Here is a 20,842-nt window from a genome sequence, read left to right as displayed (position 1 = left end):
TTCATGTCCTCGACCGGCGGGCGGCGCGCGCGATGCCGCGGCGGTAGATCGCGAACGCACCCGCCGCTTCCTTGCGCATGTGGCGGGTGTCGCCGGCCAGCAGCGCCTGCATCACCAAGCCCTGGATGCTGCCGATGAACAGCGTGGCCGCTGCGGCCGGGTCCAGCTGCGGGTCCAGTTCGCCGGCGGCCTGGCCTTCCTCGATCAACGCACGCAGGCGCTCGCCGTAGCGGCGGATCATGGTCTGCACCATCCGCTTGGCGGCCGTGTCCTCGGCCCGCTGCAGCTCGCCGAACAGCATGCGCGGTACGCCCGGGTGTTCGGCGACGAAGCCGATGTGCGCCATGAACATCGCCTCCAGCGCGGCCAGCGGGCTGGCGGCGTCGCGCGCGGCGCGCTCCACCCGCGCCAGCAGATGGTCGGCGACCCATTCCATCACCGCCTGCCAGATCGCGTCCTTGTTCGGGAAGTGGCGGAACAGCGCGCCCTGGGTCAGCTTCATCGAGGTGGCGATCGCCGCGGTGGTGATCTCGCTGGGGTTCTGTTCGGCGGCCAGCTTGACGACCGCCTCGACGGTGACCGCGCGGCGCTCGTCCGCCGGCAGGTGTTTGCGTGGGATGTTCGTGGCCATGGCTCGTTTCAGTAAGTAATTAGTTACTATCTTACGCAAACCGGAGCGGTTGTCAACGGGAGTGACGCGGCTTTCATTGGGCAGGTTGTGCCGGCTCGCGCCGCCGCAGGGGGCGGCATGCTCGTGCCCCGCGGCGAACCGGGCGGCCCGGACAGGGCGGCGCTGGCGCGCGGGAGCCCGCACCCTCGGCGGCGCGACGTGGCCGTCTCAGCGCGCCGTGGCCTTTCGCGCCACGCCGGGTGCCGCGCGGCGCAGCAGTTCCAGCCAGACGACGGTGGCGGCCAGCATGCCGGCGGTGGCGAGCAGGGCGAGTGCGCCCGGCACCGCCAAGCCCATCACGCCGCGCAGGAACGGCAGCCCGACCACGGCCGCCAGCATCAGCGCCACCGCGCCGAACATCCGCGGCAGCCAGGGGTTGCGCGCCGGCATGCGACTGAAGGCGGGGCGGGACAGGTCACGATTGGCCAGGGTCAGCAGGAACAGTCCGGCGACCAGCGCGATGAACACCGCGCTGCGGCTTTGCGCCGCGTCCAGGCCCTGACCGAGCAGCAGACCGTAGCCGAGCAGCAGCAGGCCGGCAAAGCCGAGCCCCTGGATCACCGCGTAGCGCAGGTTGGCGGCGGCGAACGGCGAGTCCGACGGCACACGCGGCGGCCGCTGCATGATGTCGTCCGCGGCCGGGTCGGCCTCGTAGACCACGGAGCAGGCCGGGTCGATCAACAGCTCCAGCAGCACGATGTGCACCGGCATCAGCAGCACCGGCCAGTGCAGCAGGGTCGGCACCAGCGCCAACGCGATGATCGGCATGTGCACGGCGAACACGAAGCGGGTGGCCTTGGTGATGTTGTCGTAGATGCGCCGGCCCTGGCGGATCGCGCTGACGATGCTGGCGAAGCTGTCGTCCAGCAGCACCAGCGCCGCCGCCTCGCGCGCCACGTCGGTGCCGCGCTCGCCCATCGCGATGCCGACGTCGGCGGCCTTCAGCGCGGGTGCGTCGTTGACGCCGTCGCCGGTCATCGCCACCACCTCGCCGTTTGCGCGCAGCAGTTGCACCAGACGCAGTTTCTGTTCGGGCTGGAGCCGCGCGCACAGGTCGACGTGGCGCAGGCGCTCGCCCAGCGCGGCGTCGTCCAGCATGGCCAACTCCGCGCCGGTGATCACTTCGGCGCGTTCGCTCAGCCCCACCTCGCGCGCGATGGCGCGCGCGGTGGCCGGGTGGTCGCCGGTCATCATGATGACGCGCACGCCGGCACCGCGGCATTCGGCGATCGCCGCCGGCACTTCCGGGCGCGGCGGGTCGACGAAGCCCAGCAGGCCGAGGAAGCGGAAGTCGAAGTCGTGCTGGCCGCGCGGCCAAGCGGCACCCTGCCACTCGCCGCGCGCCACGCCGAGCACGCGCAGGCCGCGCTCGGCCATTGCCTCGACCCGCTGCAGGATCGCGGCGGCCTGCCCGGCGTCCAGATGGCACAGGTCGATCACCGCCTCCGGCGCGCCCTTGGTGGCCAGCAGGTGCGCGTCGCGCGCGTCGCCGCGGAACACCCGGGTCATTGCCAGGATGTCCGGCGACAGCGCGTATTCGAATTCCGGCGCCCACTCGGCGTGCACGTGTTCGGTGTCGGTGAGCCAACCCAGCCCGAACTGCTGGATCGCCTTTTCCATCGGGTCGAACGGATCGGCCGGCGTCGCCAGCATGGCGAACTCGACCAGCTCGTGGAACGGCTCGGGCAGCTCGTCGGCGCCGGCGTCGCGGAAGGTGTCGCCGACCAGGTCCAGTTCGGCCACCTGCATGCGGTTCTGCGTCAGCGTGCCGGTCTTGTCCACCGCCAGCACCGAGATCGCGCCCAGCGTTTCCACCGCGGGTATGCGGCGGGTCAGCACCTTGTGCCGGGATATCCGCCACGCGCCGAGTGCGAGGAACACGGTGAGGATCACCGGGATCTCCTCGGGCAGGATCGCCATGGTCAGCGCGATGCCGGCCAGCACGCTCTGCAGCAGGCCGTGGCCGTCCCACAGCCAGCCGAGCAGCGCATACGCCGTGGCCAGCAGCAGTCCGCCGGTGGCGAGCTGGCGGATCAGCCGGCGCGAAGCCAGCTGCAGGCCGGAGACGGGTTCGACGGTGGTGCTGAGCGCCTGCCCGATGCGGCCGACCGCGGTGAATCCGGCGACGGCATGGGCCTCGGCGACGCCGACACCCTTGGTCACCACGGTGCTGGCGAACAGCTGGCCGGCCTCCGCACCCGGCAGCTTGGTCACCGGCACCGCCTCGCCGGTGAGCAGCGACTCGTTGACGTCCAGGTGGCCGTCCAGCAGCAGCGCATCGGCGGCGATGCGGTCGCCCTCGTGCAAGACCAGCAGGTCGCCGACCACCACATCGCGACCGGGCACACGGATTTCCTCGCCGCCGCGGAGCACCAGCGCCCGCGGCGCGGACAGCTCACGCAATGACTCCAGCGCCCGCTGGGTCTTGCGTTCCTGCATCAGCGTGATGCCGATGACCACGAATACAGCCGACAGCAGGAACGCCGCTTCGGCCCGGTCGCCCAGTGCCAGGTACAGACCGCCGGCGACCAGCAGCATCAGGAACATCGGTTCGGTCAGCACGCCGCGGACGATCCCGAACAGGCTCTTCGGCGTGCTGCCCGGCAGCAGGTTGGGGCCATGTTCGGCCAGCCGCCGCGCGGCCTCGGCCGGATCGAGGCCGGGACGGCCGGCCAGTCGGGGGGGTGCTTCGCTCATGCGTCGACTCGCTGACCGCCCCCGCCGGTATCGCCGCTCAGCGGCACACCAGCACCGGCAAATCGCCGTTGAGGATCACCTTGTGCGTCTCGCTGCCCAGCAGCAGGCGGTCGAAGCCGCGCCAGCCGTGCGAGGCCATCACGATCAGGTCGCACTGCTGTTTGCGGGCGGCGCCGACGATGGCCGAATAGGGGCGGGCGTCGATCTCGTAGCTGCCCTCGCACGGAACCCCGGCAGCCTGCGCACGCTGGCGCACGTCGGCCAGGTAGCGTTCGCCGTTGGCGATGGCTTCGCGGGTATAGCTCGGCTCGTTGGCCACGACGAACTCGGCGAAGTAGACCGAGGCAGGGAAGGGGGCGATGACGTGGAACGCATACACGCGGGCGCCGAGCTTGGCGGCCAGCTCGATGCCGGTGTCGACCGCCCGCATGGACAGCTCGGAACCGTCGGTGGGCAGCAGGATGTGTTTGAACATGGTGAACTCCTCTTGCTCGGGAAGATCAGCGGCAGGTATACCCGCCATCGATGACCAGCTCGCTGCCGGTCACGAATTTCGATTCGTCGGAAGCCAGGTAGACCACGCCCCAGGCGATGTCGTCCGGCTCACCCATGTGGCCCAGCGGATGCAGTGCGCCGGTTTCGCGCCGATGCTGTGCGGGGTCGCCGCCCATCAAGGCGATGTGCTGCTCCACCATCGGCGTCCAGATGAAGCCAGGGTGGATCGAATTGACCCGTATGCGATCGGCGGCGTACAGCATCGCGTCGGTCTTGCTCATCAGCCGCACCGCACCCTTGGACGCATGGTAGGGCGGCGAGTCGGCCGCGCCAACCAGGCCGTAGATCGACGACAGGTTGACGATGCTGCCGCCGCCGGCTGCGCGCAACGGCGCGATCGCGTGCTTGGTGCAGAAGAATACGCCCTTCACGTTGATCGCCTGTACCCGGTCCCATTCGGCCTCGCTGAGCTCGTGGGTGGGCTTGTTCGCGCCGGCGATGCCCGCGTTGTTGATCAGGACGTCCAGCCGTCCAAACGCGGCTACGGTGGCGGCGACCGCCGCGGCTACCTCGGCTTCCACCGAGACGTCGGCATGGAAGTAGCGTGCGGCGTCGCCGAACTCCGCCGCCAGCTGTTGCCCCGGCCCGTCGTGCAGGTCGACCAGGGCCACTCGCGCGCCCGCTTCCAGCAGGCGGCGCACGCAGGCCGCACCGATGCCCATGGCTGCGCCGGTCACCAGCGCCACCTTGCCGCTCAGTCTGTCCATGGGCATGCCTGCTCGGGGAGTCGGAGCACAGCATGTGCGCAGCGGCGCGCCCGGGTGTTGATCGGAGTCAAGGGAATGCCATGCCGTCATGCGGATGGCGCCGCCATGGCTCAGTTCAGCTGGGCACAGCTGGCGACCTGGGCGGTATTGGCGGGCGCGCCGCGGATACGACCGGCGTTGGAAACCGCCACGGCCAGGGCGTCGGCTGCGCGGGACGGCTGGCAGAACAGCAGGGTGATATTGCTGCCGCTGGCGCTGCCGTCGGGGCGGAAGCGCACGACATGCCGGCCGCTGCTGCTGCGAATGAGCAGCTTGCCCTCGTAGCCGCTGCCGACGCGCAAGGGGCTGCCGTCGGGCTGGTCGTCGCCGTCGCCGTCACGACCGAGCAGCCAGCCACTCTCCCAGCTGGTGGTATCGCTGCAGCGGCTGCCGTCCCGGGTGGGACACAGCAGCGTGCGTTTGCCGCTCATCACTGCCGTCTCGCGGGCGTGCCGCAGGACGGCGATGAAATCGGTCTGGGCGACCCGCAGCGTGTTGCGGCTCAGCAGGTGCCGCAAGGGCGGCGCGGCGATGCCGATGAGCAACGCGATGATGGCCAGCACCATGATCTGCTCGATCAGGGTCACTCCGCGTTGCCGGCGCAGCGGCCTGGGATTCCTTGACACCGACACGGCATCGCCTCCTGCGTGGTCCCGGAGAGGCATGCTAGGGCGCGGCCTTCGTCCGGGCAGCCGTCCGCCCGCCATCCGGGTGTCGGTGCCTGCTGACGCGTGCTGTCAGCAGGGGCGATTTAAAATGCGCCATCCCACCCACATCTGTAGCCGATGACCGACCGCTTCGAACTCGTCGCCCCCTACCAGCCTTCCGGCGACCAGCCGCAGGCGATCGCCCGCCTCACCGAAGGTTTCGAGGCCGGCCTGGCCGCGCAGACCCTGCTGGGCGTCACCGGTTCGGGCAAGACCTACACCATCGCCAACGTGATCGAGCGGGTGCAGCGCCCGACCATCGTGATGGCGCCGAACAAGACGCTGGCCGCGCAGCTGTACGGCGAGTTCCGCGAGTTTTTCCCGCACAACGCGGTGGAGTACTTCGTCAGCTACTACGACTACTACCAGCCGGAAGCCTATGTGGTGGCGTCGGACACCTTCATCGAGAAGGATGCCTCGATCAACGAGCACATCGAGCAGATGCGGCTGTCGGCGACCAAGGCGCTGCTGTCGCGGCGGGATTCGATCATCGTGGCCACGGTGTCGGCGATCTATGGCCTGGGCAATCCGGAGGACTACCTGAGCCTGCGGCTGATCCTGGCCAAGGGCGAGCGGATCGACCAGCGCAAGCTGATCCACCAGCTGACCGAGCTGCAGTACACCCGCAACGAGATGGAATTGCGCCGTGGTACCTACCGCGTACGCGGCGAGATCATCGATGTGTTCCCGGCCGAATCGGAAACCGAGGCGCTGCGCATCGAACTGTTCGACGGCGAAGTGGAGGACATGGCGCTGTTCGACCCGCTCACCGGCGAGACGATCCGCAAGATACCGCGCTACACGGTCTATCCGCGCACGCATTACGCCTCGACGCGCGAGAGCGTGCTGAACGCGATCGAGACGATCAAGGTCGAGCTGAAGGAGCGGCTGGAATATCTGTATCGCGAAAACAAGCTGGTCGAGGCACAGCGGCTGGAACAGCGCACCCGCTTCGACCTGGAGATGATGGCCGAGGTGGGCTACTGCCAGGGCATCGAAAACTACTCGCGCCACCTGACCCGGCGCGCGCCGGGCGAGCCGCCACCCACGCTGTTCGACTACCTGCCGGCCGACGGGCTGCTGGTGGTCGACGAGTCGCACGTCACCGTGCCGCAGCTGGGCGCGATGTACAAGGGCGACCGCTCGCGCAAGGAAACCCTGGTGGAGTTCGGTTTCCGCCTGCCGTCGGCGATGGACAACCGGCCGCTGCGCTTCGAGGAATGGGAGGCACGCGTGCCGCGCGCGATCTACGTCTCCGCTACGCCGCGCGATTACGAGCTGCACAAATCCGGCGACGCGGTGACCGAGCTGGTGGTGCGCCCGACCGGCCTGGTCGACCCGGAAGTCGAGGTGCGTCCGGTGCGCACCCAGGTCGACGACCTGCTCAGCGAAGTGCACAAGCGCGTGGCGATCGGTGACCGCGTGCTGGTCACCACGCTGACCAAGCGCATGGCCGAGAATCTCACCGAATATCTGGCCGAGCACGACGTGAAGGTGCGTTACCTGCATTCGGACATCGAGACGGTCGAGCGCAGCGAGATCATCCGCGACCTGCGTCTGGGCGAATTCGACGTGCTGGTCGGCATCAATCTGCTGCGCGAGGGGCTGGACATGCCCGAGGTGTCGCTGGTGGCGGTGCTCGACGCCGACAAGGAAGGCTTCCTGCGTTCCACCGGTTCGCTGATCCAGACCATCGGCCGCGCTGCCCGCAACGTGCGCGGCAAGGCGATCCTGTACGCCGACAACGTCACCCGCTCGATGCAGGCGGCGATGGGCGAGACCGCCCGCCGCCGCGAGAAACAGGTGGCGTGGAATCTGCAGCAGGGCATCACCCCGACCACCATCGTGCGGCGCATCGCCGACATCATGGAAGGCGCGCGCAGCGAGGTCGGCAATCGCCGCGGCGGCAAGTCATCCGCGCGCGGGCGCGCTGCCGTGGCCGAACAGGCGGCCGATTACGCGGGACTCAGCGCGCCGCAGGCGGCAGGCCTGCTGAAGAAGCTGGAGGCGCAGATGTACAAGCACGCGCAGAACCTCGAGTTCGAGGATGCGGCTCGCCTGCGCGACCAGATCCACCAGTTGCGCGAGCAGGCCTTGCGCTGAGCCGGCAGCGGCATGGCCGGCGGGATATTGTCGAGCACCGGCGGCTGCCGTATACTGCGCGGCTCGCGTGGCTGGTCAAGCGCGATACGGGCGGTTAGCTCAGCGGTAGAGCACTACCTTGACATGGTAGGGGTCACAAGTTCGATCCTTGTACCGCCCACCAATATATCAAGCACTTAGGCCATCTTTACCGGGTGGCCTTTTTGCTTTTTGGCACGCAACCAACACGCAAACGAACCATATACCCATCGGGAAACGGGTTTCAGTCCCTGCCTTGCGGCGGGCGGCGGGACTGCTTCCACCGTACCCAGCGCCGTTCCGCCCACAGCAGCGCGCGTCGCATCGGGCGGCGCAGGAAGGGCAGATCCTGCGTCAGCAGCAGCAGGCCGAGCGGCAGCATCCACAGGCCCAGGACCGGCAGGATGCTGAAGATGCCGCCGCCGATGAGCAGCAACCCCACTGGAAGGCGTACCCAGCGCGCCGACGGTTCGCGCAACCAGCGCAGGCTGCGGCCGATGCCTGGCGGCAGTTCCCGCTCGAAACGGTCGAGTTGCCGGTTGAGCCCGTCCTCGTCTTTGTCGGTCATGCGGCGCGAGCGACCCTTCCACGGAAAGCCCCATCGTATCGGCAAACCCGCGCTTGCCGCCGGCGACGGGCCGACGGGTACATTCCCTATTCATCCTCCGACGAAGGTGAGATGTAGTTCGGGTCCTCCGAATCGCGCGCATGGCGGATGGCGTTGCGCAGGCGCAGGTCCAGGTGGTCGAAGTCCAGGACGATCTTGCCGGAGTGGATCGCCTTGACGGCCGACATCGGCACCACGAAATCACCGGCGTTCTCGATGTAGACGAGCAGCTCGGGCAGCCCGTGCCGGATCTCGCGGACGGAGCCGATGCCTTCGCTGCCGTCGGCGATGAAAACCATGGAACCCTCGTTGATCTGTTCGCGCATGTCGTGATCCCCCCGGGGCGGGTTGGCGGAGGGGCGCCGCGGGGCGGTCGCGGGCCTTGGCGCATGATGGGCACGGCTCTCGTCTTGGCGCGGTGAAAATGGAATCTTGCGCCCCCGCCTGGCCGGGCTCCGATTCGCGGCGTGCGGGCCGGCTGTGGAAGAATGGCGCACCCGCCATCGCGGATGGCCGAACCCTGCCGTGGCCGCCGTCCCGGCCCCAAGCGAACGAGTCCCATGCAAGCCATCGAAACCCTGATCGACGACGCCTTCGAGCGTCGCCATGCGCTCACCCAGGCCGAAATCGAGACCCACCTGCGGCCGGCCATCGGCCAGGTGCTGGACCTGCTCGAATCGGGCGAGCGCCGCGTCGCCGAGCCGGACGGCCACGGCGACTGGACGGTAAACCAGTGGCTCAAGAAGGCGGTGCTGCTGTACTTCCGCATCAACGACAACCGCGTGGTCGACGGCGGCCCGGCGCAGGCCTTCGACAAGGTGCCGCTGCGCTTCGCCCACGGCAACGACGCCGAACTGCAGCAGCTCGGTGCGCGCGTGGTGCCCGGCGCGCTGGTGCGCCGCGGCGCGCACATCGCGAAGGACGCGGTGCTGATGCCCAGCTACGTCAACATCGGCGCCTACGTCGGCGCTGGCAGCATGGTCGACACCTGGGCCACGGTCGGCTCCTGCGCGCAGATCGGCGCCGGCGTGCACCTGTCCGGCGGCGTCGGCATCGGCGGCGTGCTGGAGCCGCTGCAGGCCAACCCCACCATCATCGAGGACGGCTGCTTCATCGGCGCGCGCTCGGAAGTGGTCGAGGGCGTGGTGGTGGAGAAGGGCAGCGTGATCGGCATGGGCGTGTTCCTCGGCCAGTCCACCCGTATCTACAACCGCATGACCGGCGAGGTCAGCTACGGCCGGGTGCCGGCCGGCAGTGTGGTGGTCGCCGGCAGCCTGCCGGCGAAGGACGGCAGTCACAGCCTGTACGCGGCGGTCATCGTCAAGCAGGTGGACGCGAAGACCCGCGGCAAGACCAGCATCAACGACTTGCTCAGGAGCGGCGAATGAAACCCTCCCTGTACGGATTGCCGACCTGCGACACCTGCCGCAAGGCGCGCAACTGGCTGGCCCGCTTCGACGTGGCGCACGATTTCGTCGACTACCGCGCCACCCCGGTGCCGGCGGCGACGCTGAAAGACTGGGTGGCGCAGCTCGGCGGCTGGGAGCAGTTGGTCAACAAGTCCTCCACCACCTGGCGCAACCTGCTGCCGCAACGCAAGAACCCCGGCAGCGACCCGGAGTGGACCTTGCTGCTGAAGGAATATCCCGCGCTGATCCGCCGTCCGGTGGTGCTGCTGCCGGACGGCACGGTAAGCGTGGGCTTCAGCGACAACGGCTTCAAGAAGCTGTTCGGGCGTTGACATGACGCTGCGCCTCTCGAAGATCGCGCTGGTGGCGACGATCGCGCTGTGGCTGGGGCTGGTCGCGTTCGGCAACCTTACCGACTACGGCAGCAACCTCGCCTTCGTGCAGCACGTGCTGGCGATGGATTCGATCTTCCCCGACGCCGCCATCCACTACCGCGCGATCCACGCGCCGCTGCTGCAGCACGCCGCCTACGCGCTGATCATTGCCGCCGAAACGCTGGCCGCCGCGTTGTGCGGCGCCGGCGCCTGGCGCCTGTGGCACGCGCGCCGCACGCCTGCGGCGACGTTCCGGCGTGCCATGCGGCCCGCCGTGGCCGGACTCACGCTCGGCGTGCTGCTGTGGCTGGGCGGCTTCATGGCGATCGGCGGCGAATGGTTCGGCATGTGGATGTCCACGCAATGGAACGGCCTGGCCAGTGCGTTCCGCTTCGTGGTGGTGCTGCTGGCCGCGCTGCTCTTCCTGGGCCAGCGCGATGGGGAGTGCGACGAGTGAGGGCGCACGTTCCGCCGCGCTTGCTATGCTGCGCCGGCGCCTGCCGCCTGCCGCCCGTTCCGTGAATCCCATGTCCGACGTGCTCGAACTCGCCCGTGACTTGATCCGCCGCCGTTCGGTGACGCCGGAGGACGCCGGCTGCCTGCCGCTGGTCGGTGGGCGGCTGGCGCGTGCCGGCTTTGCCATCGAATACCTGCGCCACGGCGAGGTAGACAACTTGTGGGCCACCCACGGCGCGAGCAGTCCCACGCTGATCTTCCTCGGTCATACCGACGTGGTACCCAGCGGCCCGGAAGCGGCGTGGCAGAGTCCGCCGTTCGAGCCGACCGTGCGTGATGGCCGTCTATACGGCCGCGGCACCGCCGACATGAAGGGCTCGGTGGCGGCGATGGTGGTGGCGCTGGAGCAGTTCGCGGCGGCGCATCCCGACCATCGCGGCCGGGTCGGCCTGCTGCTGACCAGCGACGAGGAAGGCCCGACCAACCTCGACGGCGTGCGCAAGGTGGCCGAACGCTTCCGCGTCACCGGCGAGCGCATCGACTGGTGCGTGGTGGGCGAGCCGTCGGCGAAGGAAACACTGGGCGACCTGATCCGCGTGGGACGCCGCGGCTCGCTCTCCGGCACGCTCGTCGTGCGCGGCGTGCAGGGGCACGTGGCCTATCCGGAGAAGGCGTCGAATCCGATCCACGCGTTCGCCCCCGCGCTGGCCGAACTCGCGGCCACGCGCTGGGACGAAGGCAACGCCGACTTCCCGCCCACTTCGTTCCAGGTCTCCAACCTCAACGCCGGCACCGGCGCGAACAACGTGATTCCCGGCGAACTCACCGCGCTGATCAACTTCCGCTACGGCACCGCCAGCCGCGCCGACGACCTGCGCGCGCGCACCGAGGCGATCCTGCAGCGGCACGGCGTGGACTTCGCGCTGGACTGGAACCTGTCCGGCGAACCGTTCCTCACTCCGCCCGGCGGCGTGCTGCGCGAAGTCGTGGTGGCGGTATGCCGTGAGCTGTGCGGCATCGATCCCGAGCAAAGCACCGGCGGCGGCACCTCGGACGGCCGCTTCATCGCGCCGCTCGGCGCCGAGGTGGTGGAGCTGGGCCCGGTCAACGCCAGCATCCACAAGGTGGACGAGTGCGTGGCGCTGGATGAGCTGGAACTGCTGCCGCGGCTGTACCGTGCCGTGTGCGAGCGGCTGCTGACCGGGACCCGATCCGGCTAGCCCCTGTGTCGGGCTTCGCGCAGGAAGGGTCAGCGCATCAGGGCCTCGGCTCGTCGCCGGCATCCGACCGTGCCGCCGGCAACGTGTCGCCCGGTGGGCCGCCCTTGAGCCCCTTGCGGAAATCGGCGATGGCACTGCCGAGGTCGCGGCCGGCATGGCGCAACTTGCCGGTGCCGAACACCAGCAGTACCAGTACGAGCAGCACGATCCAGTGCGAAAAACTGTTCAGTCCGAGCATGTTCCGGATTCCCGTTACGGATGTGGGTGTGGGTGAGCCGGCGGCGGTGGCGACGCCGGCGGAAACGCGGGTTGCGGATGGGCCGACAGGCCGAGGGACGGCGCGGCCGGAGCCAGGCATTGCGGCGCGCCGTGACGGCCGGCGGCCTGGGCGGGGCAGCGGTAGTCCAGCGTGGCCACCAGCGCGGGCGTGACTTCGTCGAAAGCGAGTACGGCGCCGCCATGTTCACGCACGAAGGTTTCCGCCGCCGCGTGACTGGCGAACGGCGCCAGGGTCGGTCCCATCGAGCCGGGCAGCGGCTGCCAGGCCACGTAGTAGGCACGGCGCGCGTCGATGAAACTGACCGCGGCGTGGCTGGGCTGCTGCCAGTCGATGCGTGCGCTGTCCTGCACGTACAGTTCCTGCAGCGCGGACAGGTTCTCCGGCTGCAGCACGTAGGCGAAAAAGTCGCGGGTGGAATCGAACACCAGCGGCTTGGCGCGGCCACTGACCCAGGCTTCCGCACGCGGGCCGGGCGAGCCGTCCAGGTACATGCCGCAGACGGCGCAGGTGTCGTCCGCGTGGGTATCGACCGCGGGCTTGGCGGGCGATGGGTGGCCGCTGCAGCCGGCGAGCAGGACCAGCGCGAGCATGAAGCCGGCTCGGCGGATGACGGTCAACGGCAACGGGTGCATGCGCGGGCTCCTTCAGATTTCCTTGCGCCGGAACGCAAGCATCGCCCACGCAAACGGCGCCGCCGCCCAGCCCAGCAGCACCAGGCTCAGCAGCAGCGGCGAATAGGTGTGGTGGGCGGTCATGCCGGTCAGCAGGTCGTTGCCGGCGCCGTCGCCCAAGGCGGTGAGGTTGACCAGGCGGAACACGTCGACCGGGTTGAGCAGCAGCAGGTACGGATACACCGCACGCTCGACCGGGTTGCCGCCGCTGACCACCAGCAGCGCCAGCAGCGCGAGGTCGAACAGCACCACGCTCGCCAGCCAGCCGATCAGTGCGAGGCCGGCGGCGCGCGACTTGTCGGCGGTCTGCACGCTGATCAGGCAGGCCAGTCCGACGAAGCAGGCACCGAGCAGGGACGCGCTGACGATGAAACGACCGATCGGCAGCCACGCCTGCAGCGCCTGCGCGGGCGGCTGCATCCACTGCATGATCACCACCGCCAGGCCGAAGCCGGCCAGCGTGGCCGCGGCCAGCGCGCCGCAGTGGCCGAGGAACTTGCCGGCCACCAGCTGGCCGCGTGCCAGCGGATAGCTGAGCATCAGCAGCAAGGTGCCGTCGTCGCGCTCGCCGACGATGGTGTCGTAGGCGATCAGCAGGCCGATCAGCGGAATCACGAAGGCGCCCAGCGTGGTCAGGCTGGCCAGCGTGGCGTCGAACGAGGTGAAGCCGACCCGGCCGGCGGCGGCACTGCCGAACCAGGCGATGCCCAGCGCCAGCAGCGCGAACAGCACGGTGAGCGCGACCGTCCAGCGGTTGCGGAAGTCGTCGCGGAACTCCTTGGCAGCGACGGTGAGGATCGGGTTCATGCGGTCACCTGTGCGTTGGACGGCGGGCCGGCGCCGAGCCAGTCGTAGAGTTGCGCCAGCGTCGGTTCGCGCACGTCGAGATCGACGATCGCCGGATCGGCCAGCAGCTCGCGCAGCGTGCGCAGCTTGCCGGCGCGCGGCACCTGCAGTTCCAGCCGGCCGTCGGGGCGCGGCCGCGCCGACAGGCCACCCGTTTCAAGGCGCGCGAGCAATTCCGGCATGGCCTGCTCGCGCGGGCGCAACAGCACCTGCGCCGGCAGCGCGGCCGCCTCGCCCAGCGCATGCAGGCTGCCGGCCGCGAGCAATCGGCCCTGGCGCAGGATCAGCGCGCCGTCGATGTGCGGCTCCAGCTCGGCCAGCAGGTGCGAGGAGACCAGCACGCAACGGCCATCCGCGCGCAGCTCGCCGACGATGCGGTACAGCTCGCGGGTGGCCTGCGGATCGAGGCCGGTGGTCGGCTCGTCCAGCAGCACCAGTTCGGGCGAGCCGAGCAGCGCCTGCGCCAGGCCGATGCGCTGGCGCATGCCCTTGGAGTAGGTGCCGATGCGCCGGTCGGCGGCGTGTGCCAGGCCGACGCGCTCGAGCAGGGCGGAGACCTGGCCGCGTGGCGCCTGCTTCAGCCGCGCCAGGTAGTCGAGCAGTTCGCGGCCACTGAGGTTGCCGTAGAAGGTGGCGCTCTCGGGCAGGTAGCCGATGCGCCGGCGCAGCGCGTGCGCGCGCCACGGCGACTGGCCGAGTACCTGCAGCCGGCCGCCGCTGGGTGCGATCAGGCCGAGGATCAGTTTGATCAGCGTGGACTTGCCCGCGCCGTTGTGGCCGAGCAGGCCGATCACCTGGCCGCGCGGCACACCGGCGCTGACGCCGTCCAGCGCAGTGAGCGCGCCGTAGCGCTTGACGAGCGCCTCGCATTCGATCGCGTGGTTCATGGGGTTGCCCGGGAAGCTTTCATCAGCGGGTGGCTGTCCTGCACCGAGGGTGGCGTGAACACCGGGAACGCGCGCTGCACGTAGCGCAGCAGCAGCACCGCGGGGCTGGACATCAGGTTGCGCGCGGTGGGGTATTTCCACAGCAGCACGTCGACGCCGTCGTTGGGGCGGAACGGCACGTCGCCGATGCCGTCGGCGTCCAGGTCCCAGCCGAGGTAATCGCTCCAGAAATTGCCACGGCCGTCCGCCGACCACTCCTGGGCGAGGTTCTGCACGTACTTCACCTGGATGCGGTTGTCCATGAAGTGGTTGCCCCACAACCGGTTGTTCTCCGAGCCGGCGGTCACGTGGATGCCGATCTGCGAGTCGGCGACGAGGTTGTCGTGGAAGTCGTTGAACTGCGACAGGTAGACGAACAGGCCCTTGCCCTCGGTGCCGTCGATGGTGCCGCCGGCGTCGTCGCTCTGGCCGTTGACGCGGTAGACGCGGTTGCCGGCGATCTCGCTGTGCGCGATGTAGTTGAGCAGGAAGCCGTAGGAGCTCTCGTCCTCCGAACTGTTGCCGATCACCTTCAGGTGGTGCGAGGACATCAGTGCATAGCCGGCGAGGTTGCCGCGGCTGACGTTGTCCAGCAGCAGGTTGTCCTGGGAGTACATGTAGTGGATGCCGTAGCGCACGTCGTGGACCACGTTACGCGCGATGGTGTTGTGCGGGCTGACGTAGACGTAGATGCCGTCGCGCGTGCCGGCCACGTCGTTGCTCTCGATGGTGCAGCCGGTGTCGTTCCACAGGTGGATGCCGTCGCCGCGGTCGGCCACGCGCAGGTTGCGCATGCCGCGGATCACGTTGTGCGCGACGCGGACGTTGGCCGCGCCGTCGAGGTAGATGCCGAACAGGCTGTCCTCGATGCGGTTGCCATCGAGCGTGACCTCGCGCGCCTGGCGCTCGACGAAGATGCCCGCGTTCGTCGCGGTGAGGTCGCTGCCGCTGTGGCGCAGGGTCAGGCTGCGCACGGTCACGTTCGACGCGCCGATGCGCACGACGTCGCCCGAACCGCCGCCGTCGAGGATCGCGCCGGGTTCGCCGACCAGCGTGACCGGTTTTCCCAGCTTCAGATGCACTGCATGCACGCCCGCGGGCACGTTGATCGTGGCGCCGGGCGGCGCCGCGGCCACGAGCTGTTCCAGCGACTCGTCCGCGTGTGCCGACAGCGCCAGCAACGGCAGCAGCAGGATGACGAGGCAACGAAGCGTATGCATGGCAGCGGAAGGTCATGCCGTGCCGCCGCGTGCTGCGCGGCGGCACGGCCATGGCTCAGGCCTCGACCAGCATCCGCCCGCTCATCTCCATGTGCATCGCATGGCAGAAGAACGTGCAGTAGTACCAGAACACCCCCGCCTTGTCGGCGGTGAAGGTGGCCGAGGCGGTGGCGCCGGGGCTGATCTCCATGTTGATGCCGTAGTTGACGATGCAGAAGCCGTGGCTCACGTCCTCCACCGCGTCGATGTTGGTCACCACCACGGTCACCTCGTCGCCCTTCTTCACCTTGAAGCTGCCCAGGCCGAAGATCGGCGCGGCCGAGGTCATGTACACGAACACCTTGCGGCCCTCGCGGATGACCTTGCTGTCGGCCAGCACATTGATGCCGTGGCGCTTGGCCATGGCCACCGTCTCGGCGAAGAACGGATCGTCGCGATCCCAGCTCTTCTTGACCTTGTCGATCAGCAGCCGCCGGTGCAGCAGGATCACGTCGTGCGGCTCGGCGTAGACCGGGCCGTCGGCGACCAGCTTCATGGTCTCGCCGGAGATGTCGATCAGCTGGTCGTTGTCCGGGTGCAGCGGCCCGGTGGGCAGGAAGCGGTCCTTGGAGAACTTGTTCAGCGACACCAGCCACTTGCCGTCGGCGTCGCGGGTCTCGCCCATCGAGGTATGGCAGTGGCCGGGCTGGTAGGCCACGTCGATCTTCTGGCGCAGGTAGTTGACCTTCTTGCCGTCGTGGGCGGCGATCGCGTCGGCGATGTTCCACTTGGCGATCTGGCTGTCGATGAACAGCGTGGTGTAGCCGTTGCCGCGCCCGTCGTAGGCGGTGTGCAACGGGCCCAGGCCCAGTTCGGGCTCGGCCACCACGGTGTCGCGCGGGTCCTTGAGCTTGCCGGCGAACCAGTCGTCGATGCGGCTCCACTCCATCACGGTGACGGTGGGCGAGAGCTTGCCGTTGGCCACCACGTACTTGCCGTCGGGGCTGGCGTTGATCCCGTGCGGGTTCTTCGGGATCGGGATGTATAGCGTGAACGAGGAGCCGTGGCGGCCGTCCAGCACCGGCACCTTCGAATCGCCGATGGTCTTGAAGTCGCCCTTCTTCACCGCCGCCTCGATGCGCGCGATGTCGAACACCACCGCCCAGTCGCGCTCGGCCTGCATCGTGCTGGGCAGGTCCATGCCGCCCTCGCTGTTGTAGCAGGTGGAGATCGCGTACTTGCCGGCGTAGTCGGCCTCGGTGTTGTCCAGGTTGCCGTCCACCAGCACCTGCCAGGCGACCTCCATGGTGTCGCCGTCGAGCGCGCTGAACATGGTCTGGTATTTCTTCGGGTCCTCCAGGTCGCGGCCGTCGTTCGGCGCCGGAACCAGGAACTCGCCGTTGGCGAACACGTAGCCGGTGCGCGGCGCGCGCTGCACGCGCAGGCCGTGGATCGCCTGCACGTTGGGCACCTCGGTGATGCGGTCGGTGCGCATCACGTCACAGCGGATGCGCGCCACGCGGGTGTGCGCCTTGTCGTTGATGAAGATGTAGCGGCCGTCGTAGTGGCCGTCGGTCTGGCTCATGTGCGGGTGGTGGCAGTCGCCGCCGGGCGGGAAGTTCGGCCCGAGCACGCGCTTGCTCTCGTTGGTGACACCCCAGCCGATGGTGAAGTCGGGGTTGAACACCGGGATGCGCATCAGCTCGCGCATCGAGGGCACGCCGACCAGGCGCACCTCGCCGGACTGGCCGCCGCTCCAGAAACCGTAGTACTCATCGAGCTGGCCGGGCGGCACGTGGTCGGAAGCCGCTGCGTGCTCACCTTTTTCGTGTCGGCGCTTGTCCTCATGCTCGTCGCCGTCCACGCCGGCGTGCTCGCCGTTGCGGCCGCAGGCCGCCAGCGCCAGTCCCGCCGCGCCGGCGAGGCTGGCCAGCGCGCTGGTCTTCATGAAGTTGCGGCGTGCAGGGTTGCCCGGTTCCGCAGCTTGTCCGGACTGGCCGGGTTGGTTGCTCGATTCGTCGTGCATGGCGCTCCATCCCTCTGGATAGGTGGGTGGGTCAGTCGGCGGCCTTCGCCGGCTCGGGGGTTGCCGGCGTCGCCGCCGGGATGATCGTCAGCACCGGAGTGGGCAGCGGCCGTGCGGCGCGTTCGCGCTTCTTGCGGCGCTCCACCAGCGGCGGGCATTTCTGGTCGTTGGCGTAGGTGACCTGGCAGTCCAGGCAGTAATGGCATTCGTTGAAGTTGATCTGGCCGATCGCGTTGATCGCCTTCACTTCGCATTCGTTCGCGCAGATCTGGCAGGGGCGGCCGCACTCCTTGCGCCGGCGCAGCCACTCGAACAGGTGGAAGCGGCCGGACACCGCCAGCCCGGCGCCCAGCGGGCACACGTAGCGGCAGTAGAACTTGTTGTTGAACGCCGACACCGCCACCAGCGCCAGCGCGTAGAGCACGTAGCCCCAGGAGCGGGCGAAGTGCAGGGTGATCGCGGTCTTGAACGGCTCGATCTCGGCGTAGTGCTCGGCCAGGTTGAGCGACTGCAGCGACATCCCGAACAGCACCAGCAGCAGGATGTACTTGATCGCCCACAGCCGCTCGTGCAGGTACTGCGGCACCTCGAACTGCGGCACGTGCAGCCGGCGCGCCAGCTTGTTCACCAGCACCTGCAGCGCGCCGAACGGGCACAGCCAGCCGCAGTAGATGCCGCGCCCGAGCAGCAGCAGCGTGGCGGCCACGAACACCCACAGGATGAACACCAGCGGATCCATCAGGAAGGTGGACCAGCGGAAGTCGTGCAGCACCGCCTGGATGAAGGTGAGGATGTTCACCACCGACAGCTGCGCCAGCCCGTACCAGCCGATGAACACCAGCGTGTAGATCAGGAAGCCCACGCGCAGGCGTTCGAGCAGGTGCGGGCGCGTCACGATCCAGTCCTGGAACATCAGGATCAGGGTGAGCACGGTGAGTCCGGCCAGCAGCAGCGCGATGTCGACCCGGCGGCCGTACCAGACCTTCTGCCACAGCGGCGCATCGGCCGGCAGCGCGTCTGCCTGCGCTTCGGCGGCGTCCGGCCGCGTGGTGTAGACCGCCGGCATGCGGTAGTCGCGGGTGAAGGTGTGGTAGATGCTTTGCAGCGGGCCGACCTGGCGGTTCACCATCAGCTGCAGCGTCCACGGCCGGGTCGCGTCGAAGCCGCTGCCGCCGTGGCGCACGATGAAGATCGCCTGTTCGGCGAAGTCGGGCTTGCCTCGCAGCGGGGTGTCGTTCAGCTGCACCAGGTCGGCGTCCTTGAACAGCACCAGCTTGCCGTCCTGCAGCAGGTGCACGCGGTCGAAGATGCCGCCGCGCACGTAGCCCACGCCCTTGAACGAGTAGATGCCGTTGGCCATCACCGCGATCGCCGAGTCGCCGGGCTTGAGCAGCTTCATCAGGTCGGCGTGGGCCGCGGCGCCGAGCAGGTTGCGGCCCACCGTGGGCGGGGTGACGTCGGTGAAGTACAGGTCGATGAAGGTGTCTGCGCCGTGGCCGGGCGCGGGCGCGGTGGGGTCGTCGACCAGGCCGCTTTCCGGCTGGCCCTTGAAGGCGTCGGTGACCGCCTGCCGCGCCAGCTGCAGGTGGCCGATCGCGCCGTTGCCGGTCAGCGCCTGCCAGTCGGCCGGCACGAAGTGGTCGGCGCGCACCTGCGCGGCGGCCGCGCCGGTGTCGGCCGCGCCGGCGATCAGCTGGCGCGAGGCGGCCACCTTCAGCGCCGAGTTCATGATCGTCTCGTTGGCGACCATCGAGGTCACCGTGGCGCTGCTGATCGCGTCGATGCGCACGCTGCCGCTGGCGCCGCCGCCGACCACGATCTGGTCGTCCACGCGGTGGCCGACGTAGCGGGCCACGAAGTCGTACAGCTTCTGCACCGGGATGCCGACCAGCAGGATCGGCTCGTGCTGCTCCAGTACGCGCGCGTCACGAATGGTGCCGTCGGTGCCGATCGACACCAGCACGTTGATCGGCGCGCCGGAGTAGGCCGGCACCGGCGCCACCATCACCGTCTCGAACACGTAGCCGATCACCTTGTCGCCGTGATAGACGGCCGCGGCGGGCGGGGTGCCCTCGACGTCGCCGAAGCGGTCGGCTTCGGGGAACACCTGGTGCAACTGAGGGAAGCGGGCGTCGATGCCGGCCAGCGCCGCGGAGGCGGGCAGCAGCAACAGCAGCGCGAGCAGCAGCCTGGCCATGAAGGAGCGGGAGCGTGCGTCGCGCATCAGGCCAGCTCCGCCGTGCCGGCGATCAGCGGCAGTTCGCGCGAGCGCCAGCGCTGCTCGCCGCTGCGCGAGAAGGCCAGCCACTGGTGGTCCTGCGCGTTCATCAACGACGACAGCCGCGGTAGCTCCAGTGAAAACGCTGCGGTGCTCATGCCGTCGGCCAGCACCGAACGCCGCGCCATCACGGTGACGCTCGAGTAGCTTTGCGGCGACCAGCCGGTGCGCGGGTTGACGATGTGGAACAGCCGCCGGTCGGCGGAGAAGAACACCCGGTAGTTGCCCGAGGTCGACAGCGCCGCGTTGCGCAGCTGCAGCACCGCCGCCACGCGGCTGACGTCGAGCGGGTCGACGATGCCGACGTTCCAGTGCCGCTCGGGGTCGTTGCCGCAGATCGCGTGGATGTCGCCGCCGGCGTCGATCAGGGCGTACTCGATGCCCGCGCCGCGCAGCGCGGCGATGCCCTGGTCGACCACGTGGCCCTTGGCGATGCCGTCCAGGGTGATCGCCATGCCCGGACGCAGCAGCCGCGCGCCGCGTGCGTCCAGCGCGAGGTCGCGGTAGCCGACCAGCGCGTCGCGACTTTCGGCCACGCGCTGCTCGTGCGCGTTGGTTGTCGCCGTACCGCGCAGCGTTTCGAAGTAGCGCAGCACCGGCAGCACGGTCGGGTCGAACGCGCCGTCGGTCAGTCGCGAGAGCGACAGCGCCTGGCGCAGCACCGCGTCCAGCTGCGCGGGCACCTGCGCCAGCTGGCCGTCGCGGTTCAGCCGCGCCAGCGGGCTGGCCGGGTCGAAGCGGGTCAGCTGCGCGGCGGTCGCGGCCATGCGCGCGAACGCCGCCTCGATCGCCGCGCCGGCCGCCTGCACGTCGTCGGCCAGGCAGGTCACCGCCACCGAGGTCTGCATCAGCGTGCGCTCGCGGCGCACCTGCCACAGGTTCTGCTTGCGCCTGAGCACGGCCCAGCCGCCGCCGGCCAGCAGGCCGCCGGCGATGGCGAGCTGGCCGGCCTGCCGGAGCAGTCGCCGGCGCTCGGGCGAGCGCGGTTCGGTGGGTTCGATGGAGCCGTGCATGGAAGGGCCTCCCGGCGTGCGTCTTGGTGCGAATGCGAAAG

Annotated in this window: 20 protein-coding genes and 1 tRNA gene; 6 read left to right on the top strand and 15 right to left on the bottom strand. The window is 69.3% G+C overall.

Annotation, left to right across the window (positions count from 1 at the left end; genetic code table 11):
- Position 1: 1 nt before the first annotated feature.
- The 5 genes from RHOOR92_RS0114560 to RHOOR92_RS0114540 form a co-directional block, all read right to left on the bottom strand.
- The gene (locus RHOOR92_RS0114560) at positions 2–631 is read right to left on the bottom strand and encodes a TetR family transcriptional regulator (protein WP_007507631.1); all 630 of its coding nucleotides are present in this window, start codon (positions 629–631) and stop codon (positions 2–4) included.
- Between the two features lie 207 nt (positions 632–838).
- The gene (locus RHOOR92_RS0114555) at positions 839–3,367 is read right to left on the bottom strand and encodes a cation-translocating P-type ATPase (protein WP_027490592.1); all 2,529 of its coding nucleotides are present in this window, start codon (positions 3,365–3,367) and stop codon (positions 839–841) included.
- A 37-nt stretch (positions 3,368–3,404) separates the two neighbouring features.
- The gene (locus RHOOR92_RS0114550; protein WP_027490591.1) at positions 3,405–3,842 is read right to left on the bottom strand and encodes a universal stress protein; all 438 of its coding nucleotides are present in this window, start codon (positions 3,840–3,842) and stop codon (positions 3,405–3,407) included.
- A gap of 25 nt (positions 3,843–3,867) precedes the next feature.
- A complete protein-coding gene (locus RHOOR92_RS0114545; RefSeq protein ID WP_027490590.1) occupies positions 3,868–4,629 on the bottom strand; it encodes a glucose 1-dehydrogenase in 762 nt (253 codons plus the stop codon).
- 110 nt (positions 4,630–4,739) lie between these two features.
- Positions 4,740–5,300 (bottom strand): GspH/FimT family pseudopilin, encoded by a 561-nt coding sequence (locus RHOOR92_RS0114540; protein WP_231378398.1) that lies wholly within the window; start codon positions 5,298–5,300, stop codon positions 4,740–4,742.
- Between the two features lie 153 nt (positions 5,301–5,453).
- Between RHOOR92_RS0114540 and uvrB the strand changes: the two genes are divergently transcribed.
- Positions 5,454–7,478 (top strand): excinuclease ABC subunit UvrB, encoded by a 2,025-nt coding sequence (gene uvrB / locus RHOOR92_RS0114535; protein ID WP_007507644.1) that lies wholly within the window; start codon positions 5,454–5,456, stop codon positions 7,476–7,478.
- 88 nt (positions 7,479–7,566) lie between these two features.
- Positions 7,567–7,641 (top strand) — tRNA-Val (locus tag RHOOR92_RS0114530).
- 99 nt (positions 7,642–7,740) lie between these two features.
- On the opposite strand, the gene RHOOR92_RS0114525 is transcribed toward RHOOR92_RS0114530, so the two are convergent.
- Positions 7,741–8,064 (bottom strand): hypothetical protein, encoded by a 324-nt coding sequence (locus tag RHOOR92_RS0114525; RefSeq protein WP_015448334.1) that lies wholly within the window; start codon positions 8,062–8,064, stop codon positions 7,741–7,743.
- 86 nt (positions 8,065–8,150) lie between these two features.
- Positions 8,151–8,429 carry a hypothetical protein gene (locus RHOOR92_RS0114520; RefSeq protein WP_015448333.1) on the bottom strand — a complete coding sequence of 93 codons (279 nt, stop codon included), beginning with the start codon at positions 8,427–8,429 and terminating at the stop codon, positions 8,151–8,153.
- Between the two features lie 234 nt (positions 8,430–8,663).
- On the opposite strand from RHOOR92_RS0114520, the gene dapD reads away from it, so the two are divergent.
- From dapD to dapE, 4 genes are all read left to right on the top strand, one after another.
- Complete coding sequence (gene dapD / locus RHOOR92_RS0114515) at positions 8,664–9,491, top strand: 2,3,4,5-tetrahydropyridine-2,6-dicarboxylate N-succinyltransferase (protein WP_007507650.1); 828 nt, start codon at positions 8,664–8,666, stop codon at positions 9,489–9,491.
- The gene (locus RHOOR92_RS0114510; RefSeq protein ID WP_027490588.1) at positions 9,488–9,844 is read left to right on the top strand and encodes a Spx/MgsR family RNA polymerase-binding regulatory protein; all 357 of its coding nucleotides are present in this window, start codon (positions 9,488–9,490) and stop codon (positions 9,842–9,844) included. Before dapD ends, RHOOR92_RS0114510 begins: the two co-directional genes overlap by 4 nt.
- 1 nt (position 9,845) lies before the next feature.
- A complete protein-coding gene (locus RHOOR92_RS0114505; protein WP_027490587.1) occupies positions 9,846–10,343 on the top strand; it encodes a DUF2165 domain-containing protein in 498 nt (165 codons plus the stop codon).
- A 70-nt stretch (positions 10,344–10,413) separates the two neighbouring features.
- A complete protein-coding gene (gene dapE, locus RHOOR92_RS0114500) occupies positions 10,414–11,562 on the top strand; it encodes a succinyl-diaminopimelate desuccinylase (protein ID WP_037115590.1) in 1,149 nt (382 codons plus the stop codon).
- A 37-nt stretch (positions 11,563–11,599) separates the two neighbouring features.
- On the opposite strand, the gene tatA is transcribed toward dapE, so the two are convergent.
- Genes tatA through RHOOR92_RS0114460 form a run of 8 tightly spaced genes read right to left on the bottom strand, consistent with a single transcriptional unit; the run spans position 11,600 to position 20,801 of the window.
- A complete protein-coding gene (tatA, locus tag RHOOR92_RS0114495; RefSeq protein WP_015448330.1) occupies positions 11,600–11,800 on the bottom strand; it encodes a twin-arginine translocase TatA/TatE family subunit in 201 nt (66 codons plus the stop codon).
- Positions 11,801–11,814: 14 nt separating this feature from the next.
- The gene (locus RHOOR92_RS0114490) at positions 11,815–12,474 is read right to left on the bottom strand and encodes a nitrous oxide reductase accessory protein NosL (protein WP_027490585.1); all 660 of its coding nucleotides are present in this window, start codon (positions 12,472–12,474) and stop codon (positions 11,815–11,817) included.
- A 12-nt stretch (positions 12,475–12,486) separates the two neighbouring features.
- On the bottom strand, positions 12,487–13,320 hold the full coding sequence (locus RHOOR92_RS0114485) for an ABC transporter permease subunit (protein ID WP_027490584.1): 834 nt from the start codon (positions 13,318–13,320) through the stop codon (positions 12,487–12,489).
- Complete coding sequence (locus tag RHOOR92_RS0114480; protein WP_027490583.1) at positions 13,317–14,246, bottom strand: ABC transporter ATP-binding protein; 930 nt, start codon at positions 14,244–14,246, stop codon at positions 13,317–13,319. The genes RHOOR92_RS0114485 and RHOOR92_RS0114480 overlap by 4 nt, the downstream gene beginning before the upstream one ends.
- Complete coding sequence (locus RHOOR92_RS0114475) at positions 14,243–15,505, bottom strand: nitrous oxide reductase family maturation protein NosD (protein WP_027490582.1); 1,263 nt, start codon at positions 15,503–15,505, stop codon at positions 14,243–14,245. The genes RHOOR92_RS0114480 and RHOOR92_RS0114475 overlap by 4 nt, the downstream gene beginning before the upstream one ends.
- A 55-nt stretch (positions 15,506–15,560) precedes the next feature.
- A complete protein-coding gene (gene nosZ, locus RHOOR92_RS0114470; protein ID WP_027490581.1) occupies positions 15,561–17,510 on the bottom strand; it encodes a TAT-dependent nitrous-oxide reductase in 1,950 nt (649 codons plus the stop codon).
- Positions 17,511–17,541: 31 nt separating this feature from the next.
- Positions 17,542–19,734: a NosR/NirI family protein gene (locus RHOOR92_RS0114465; protein WP_027490580.1), complete on the bottom strand. Its 2,193-nt coding sequence runs from the start codon at positions 19,732–19,734 to the stop codon at positions 17,542–17,544.
- Positions 19,734–20,801, bottom strand: coding sequence for an FAD:protein FMN transferase (locus RHOOR92_RS0114460; RefSeq protein ID WP_015448323.1), 1,068 nt, complete (start codon positions 20,799–20,801; stop codon positions 19,734–19,736). The genes RHOOR92_RS0114465 and RHOOR92_RS0114460 overlap by 1 nt, the downstream gene beginning before the upstream one ends.
- Positions 20,802–20,842 lie beyond the last annotated feature (41 nt).

The organism is Rhodanobacter sp. OR92, assembly GCF_000427545.1.
Lineage (GTDB): Bacteria > Pseudomonadota > Gammaproteobacteria > Xanthomonadales > Rhodanobacteraceae > Rhodanobacter > Rhodanobacter denitrificans.
This window is presented reverse-complemented; position numbering and strand designations above follow the sequence as displayed.

Coding starts and splice junctions, on each gene's coding strand:
- nosZ (WP_027490581.1), bottom strand. CDS start 17,510: ATGCACGACGAATCGAGCAACCAACCCGGCCAGTCCGGACAAGCTGCG.
- RHOOR92_RS0114465 (WP_027490580.1), bottom strand. CDS start 19,734: ATGCGCGACGCACGCTCCCGCTCCTTCATGGCCAGGCTGCTGCTCGCG.
- tatA (WP_015448330.1), bottom strand. CDS start 11,800: ATGCTCGGACTGAACAGTTTTTCGCACTGGATCGTGCTGCTCGTACTG.
- RHOOR92_RS0114490 (WP_027490585.1), bottom strand. CDS start 12,474: ATGCACCCGTTGCCGTTGACCGTCATCCGCCGAGCCGGCTTCATGCTC.
- RHOOR92_RS0114460 (WP_015448323.1), bottom strand. CDS start 20,801: ATGCACGGCTCCATCGAACCCACCGAACCGCGCTCGCCCGAGCGCCGG.
- RHOOR92_RS0114555 (WP_027490592.1), bottom strand. CDS start 3,367: ATGAGCGAAGCACCCCCCCGACTGGCCGGCCGTCCCGGCCTCGATCCG.
- RHOOR92_RS0114525 (WP_015448334.1), bottom strand. CDS start 8,064: ATGACCGACAAAGACGAGGACGGGCTCAACCGGCAACTCGACCGTTTC.
- RHOOR92_RS0114520 (WP_015448333.1), bottom strand. CDS start 8,429: ATGCGCGAACAGATCAACGAGGGTTCCATGGTTTTCATCGCCGACGGC.
- RHOOR92_RS0114475 (WP_027490582.1), bottom strand. CDS start 15,505: ATGCATACGCTTCGTTGCCTCGTCATCCTGCTGCTGCCGTTGCTGGCG.
- RHOOR92_RS0114485 (WP_027490584.1), bottom strand. CDS start 13,320: ATGAACCCGATCCTCACCGTCGCTGCCAAGGAGTTCCGCGACGACTTC.
- uvrB (WP_007507644.1), top strand. CDS start 5,454: ATGACCGACCGCTTCGAACTCGTCGCCCCCTACCAGCCTTCCGGCGAC.
- RHOOR92_RS0114545 (WP_027490590.1), bottom strand. CDS start 4,629: ATGGACAGACTGAGCGGCAAGGTGGCGCTGGTGACCGGCGCAGCCATG.
- RHOOR92_RS0114550 (WP_027490591.1), bottom strand. CDS start 3,842: ATGTTCAAACACATCCTGCTGCCCACCGACGGTTCCGAGCTGTCCATG.
- RHOOR92_RS0114510 (WP_027490588.1), top strand. CDS start 9,488: ATGAAACCCTCCCTGTACGGATTGCCGACCTGCGACACCTGCCGCAAG.
- RHOOR92_RS0114560 (WP_007507631.1), bottom strand. CDS start 631: ATGGCCACGAACATCCCACGCAAACACCTGCCGGCGGACGAGCGCCGC.
- dapD (WP_007507650.1), top strand. CDS start 8,664: ATGCAAGCCATCGAAACCCTGATCGACGACGCCTTCGAGCGTCGCCAT.
- dapE (WP_037115590.1), top strand. CDS start 10,414: ATGTCCGACGTGCTCGAACTCGCCCGTGACTTGATCCGCCGCCGTTCG.
- RHOOR92_RS0114480 (WP_027490583.1), bottom strand. CDS start 14,246: ATGAACCACGCGATCGAATGCGAGGCGCTCGTCAAGCGCTACGGCGCG.
- RHOOR92_RS0114505 (WP_027490587.1), top strand. CDS start 9,846: ATGACGCTGCGCCTCTCGAAGATCGCGCTGGTGGCGACGATCGCGCTG.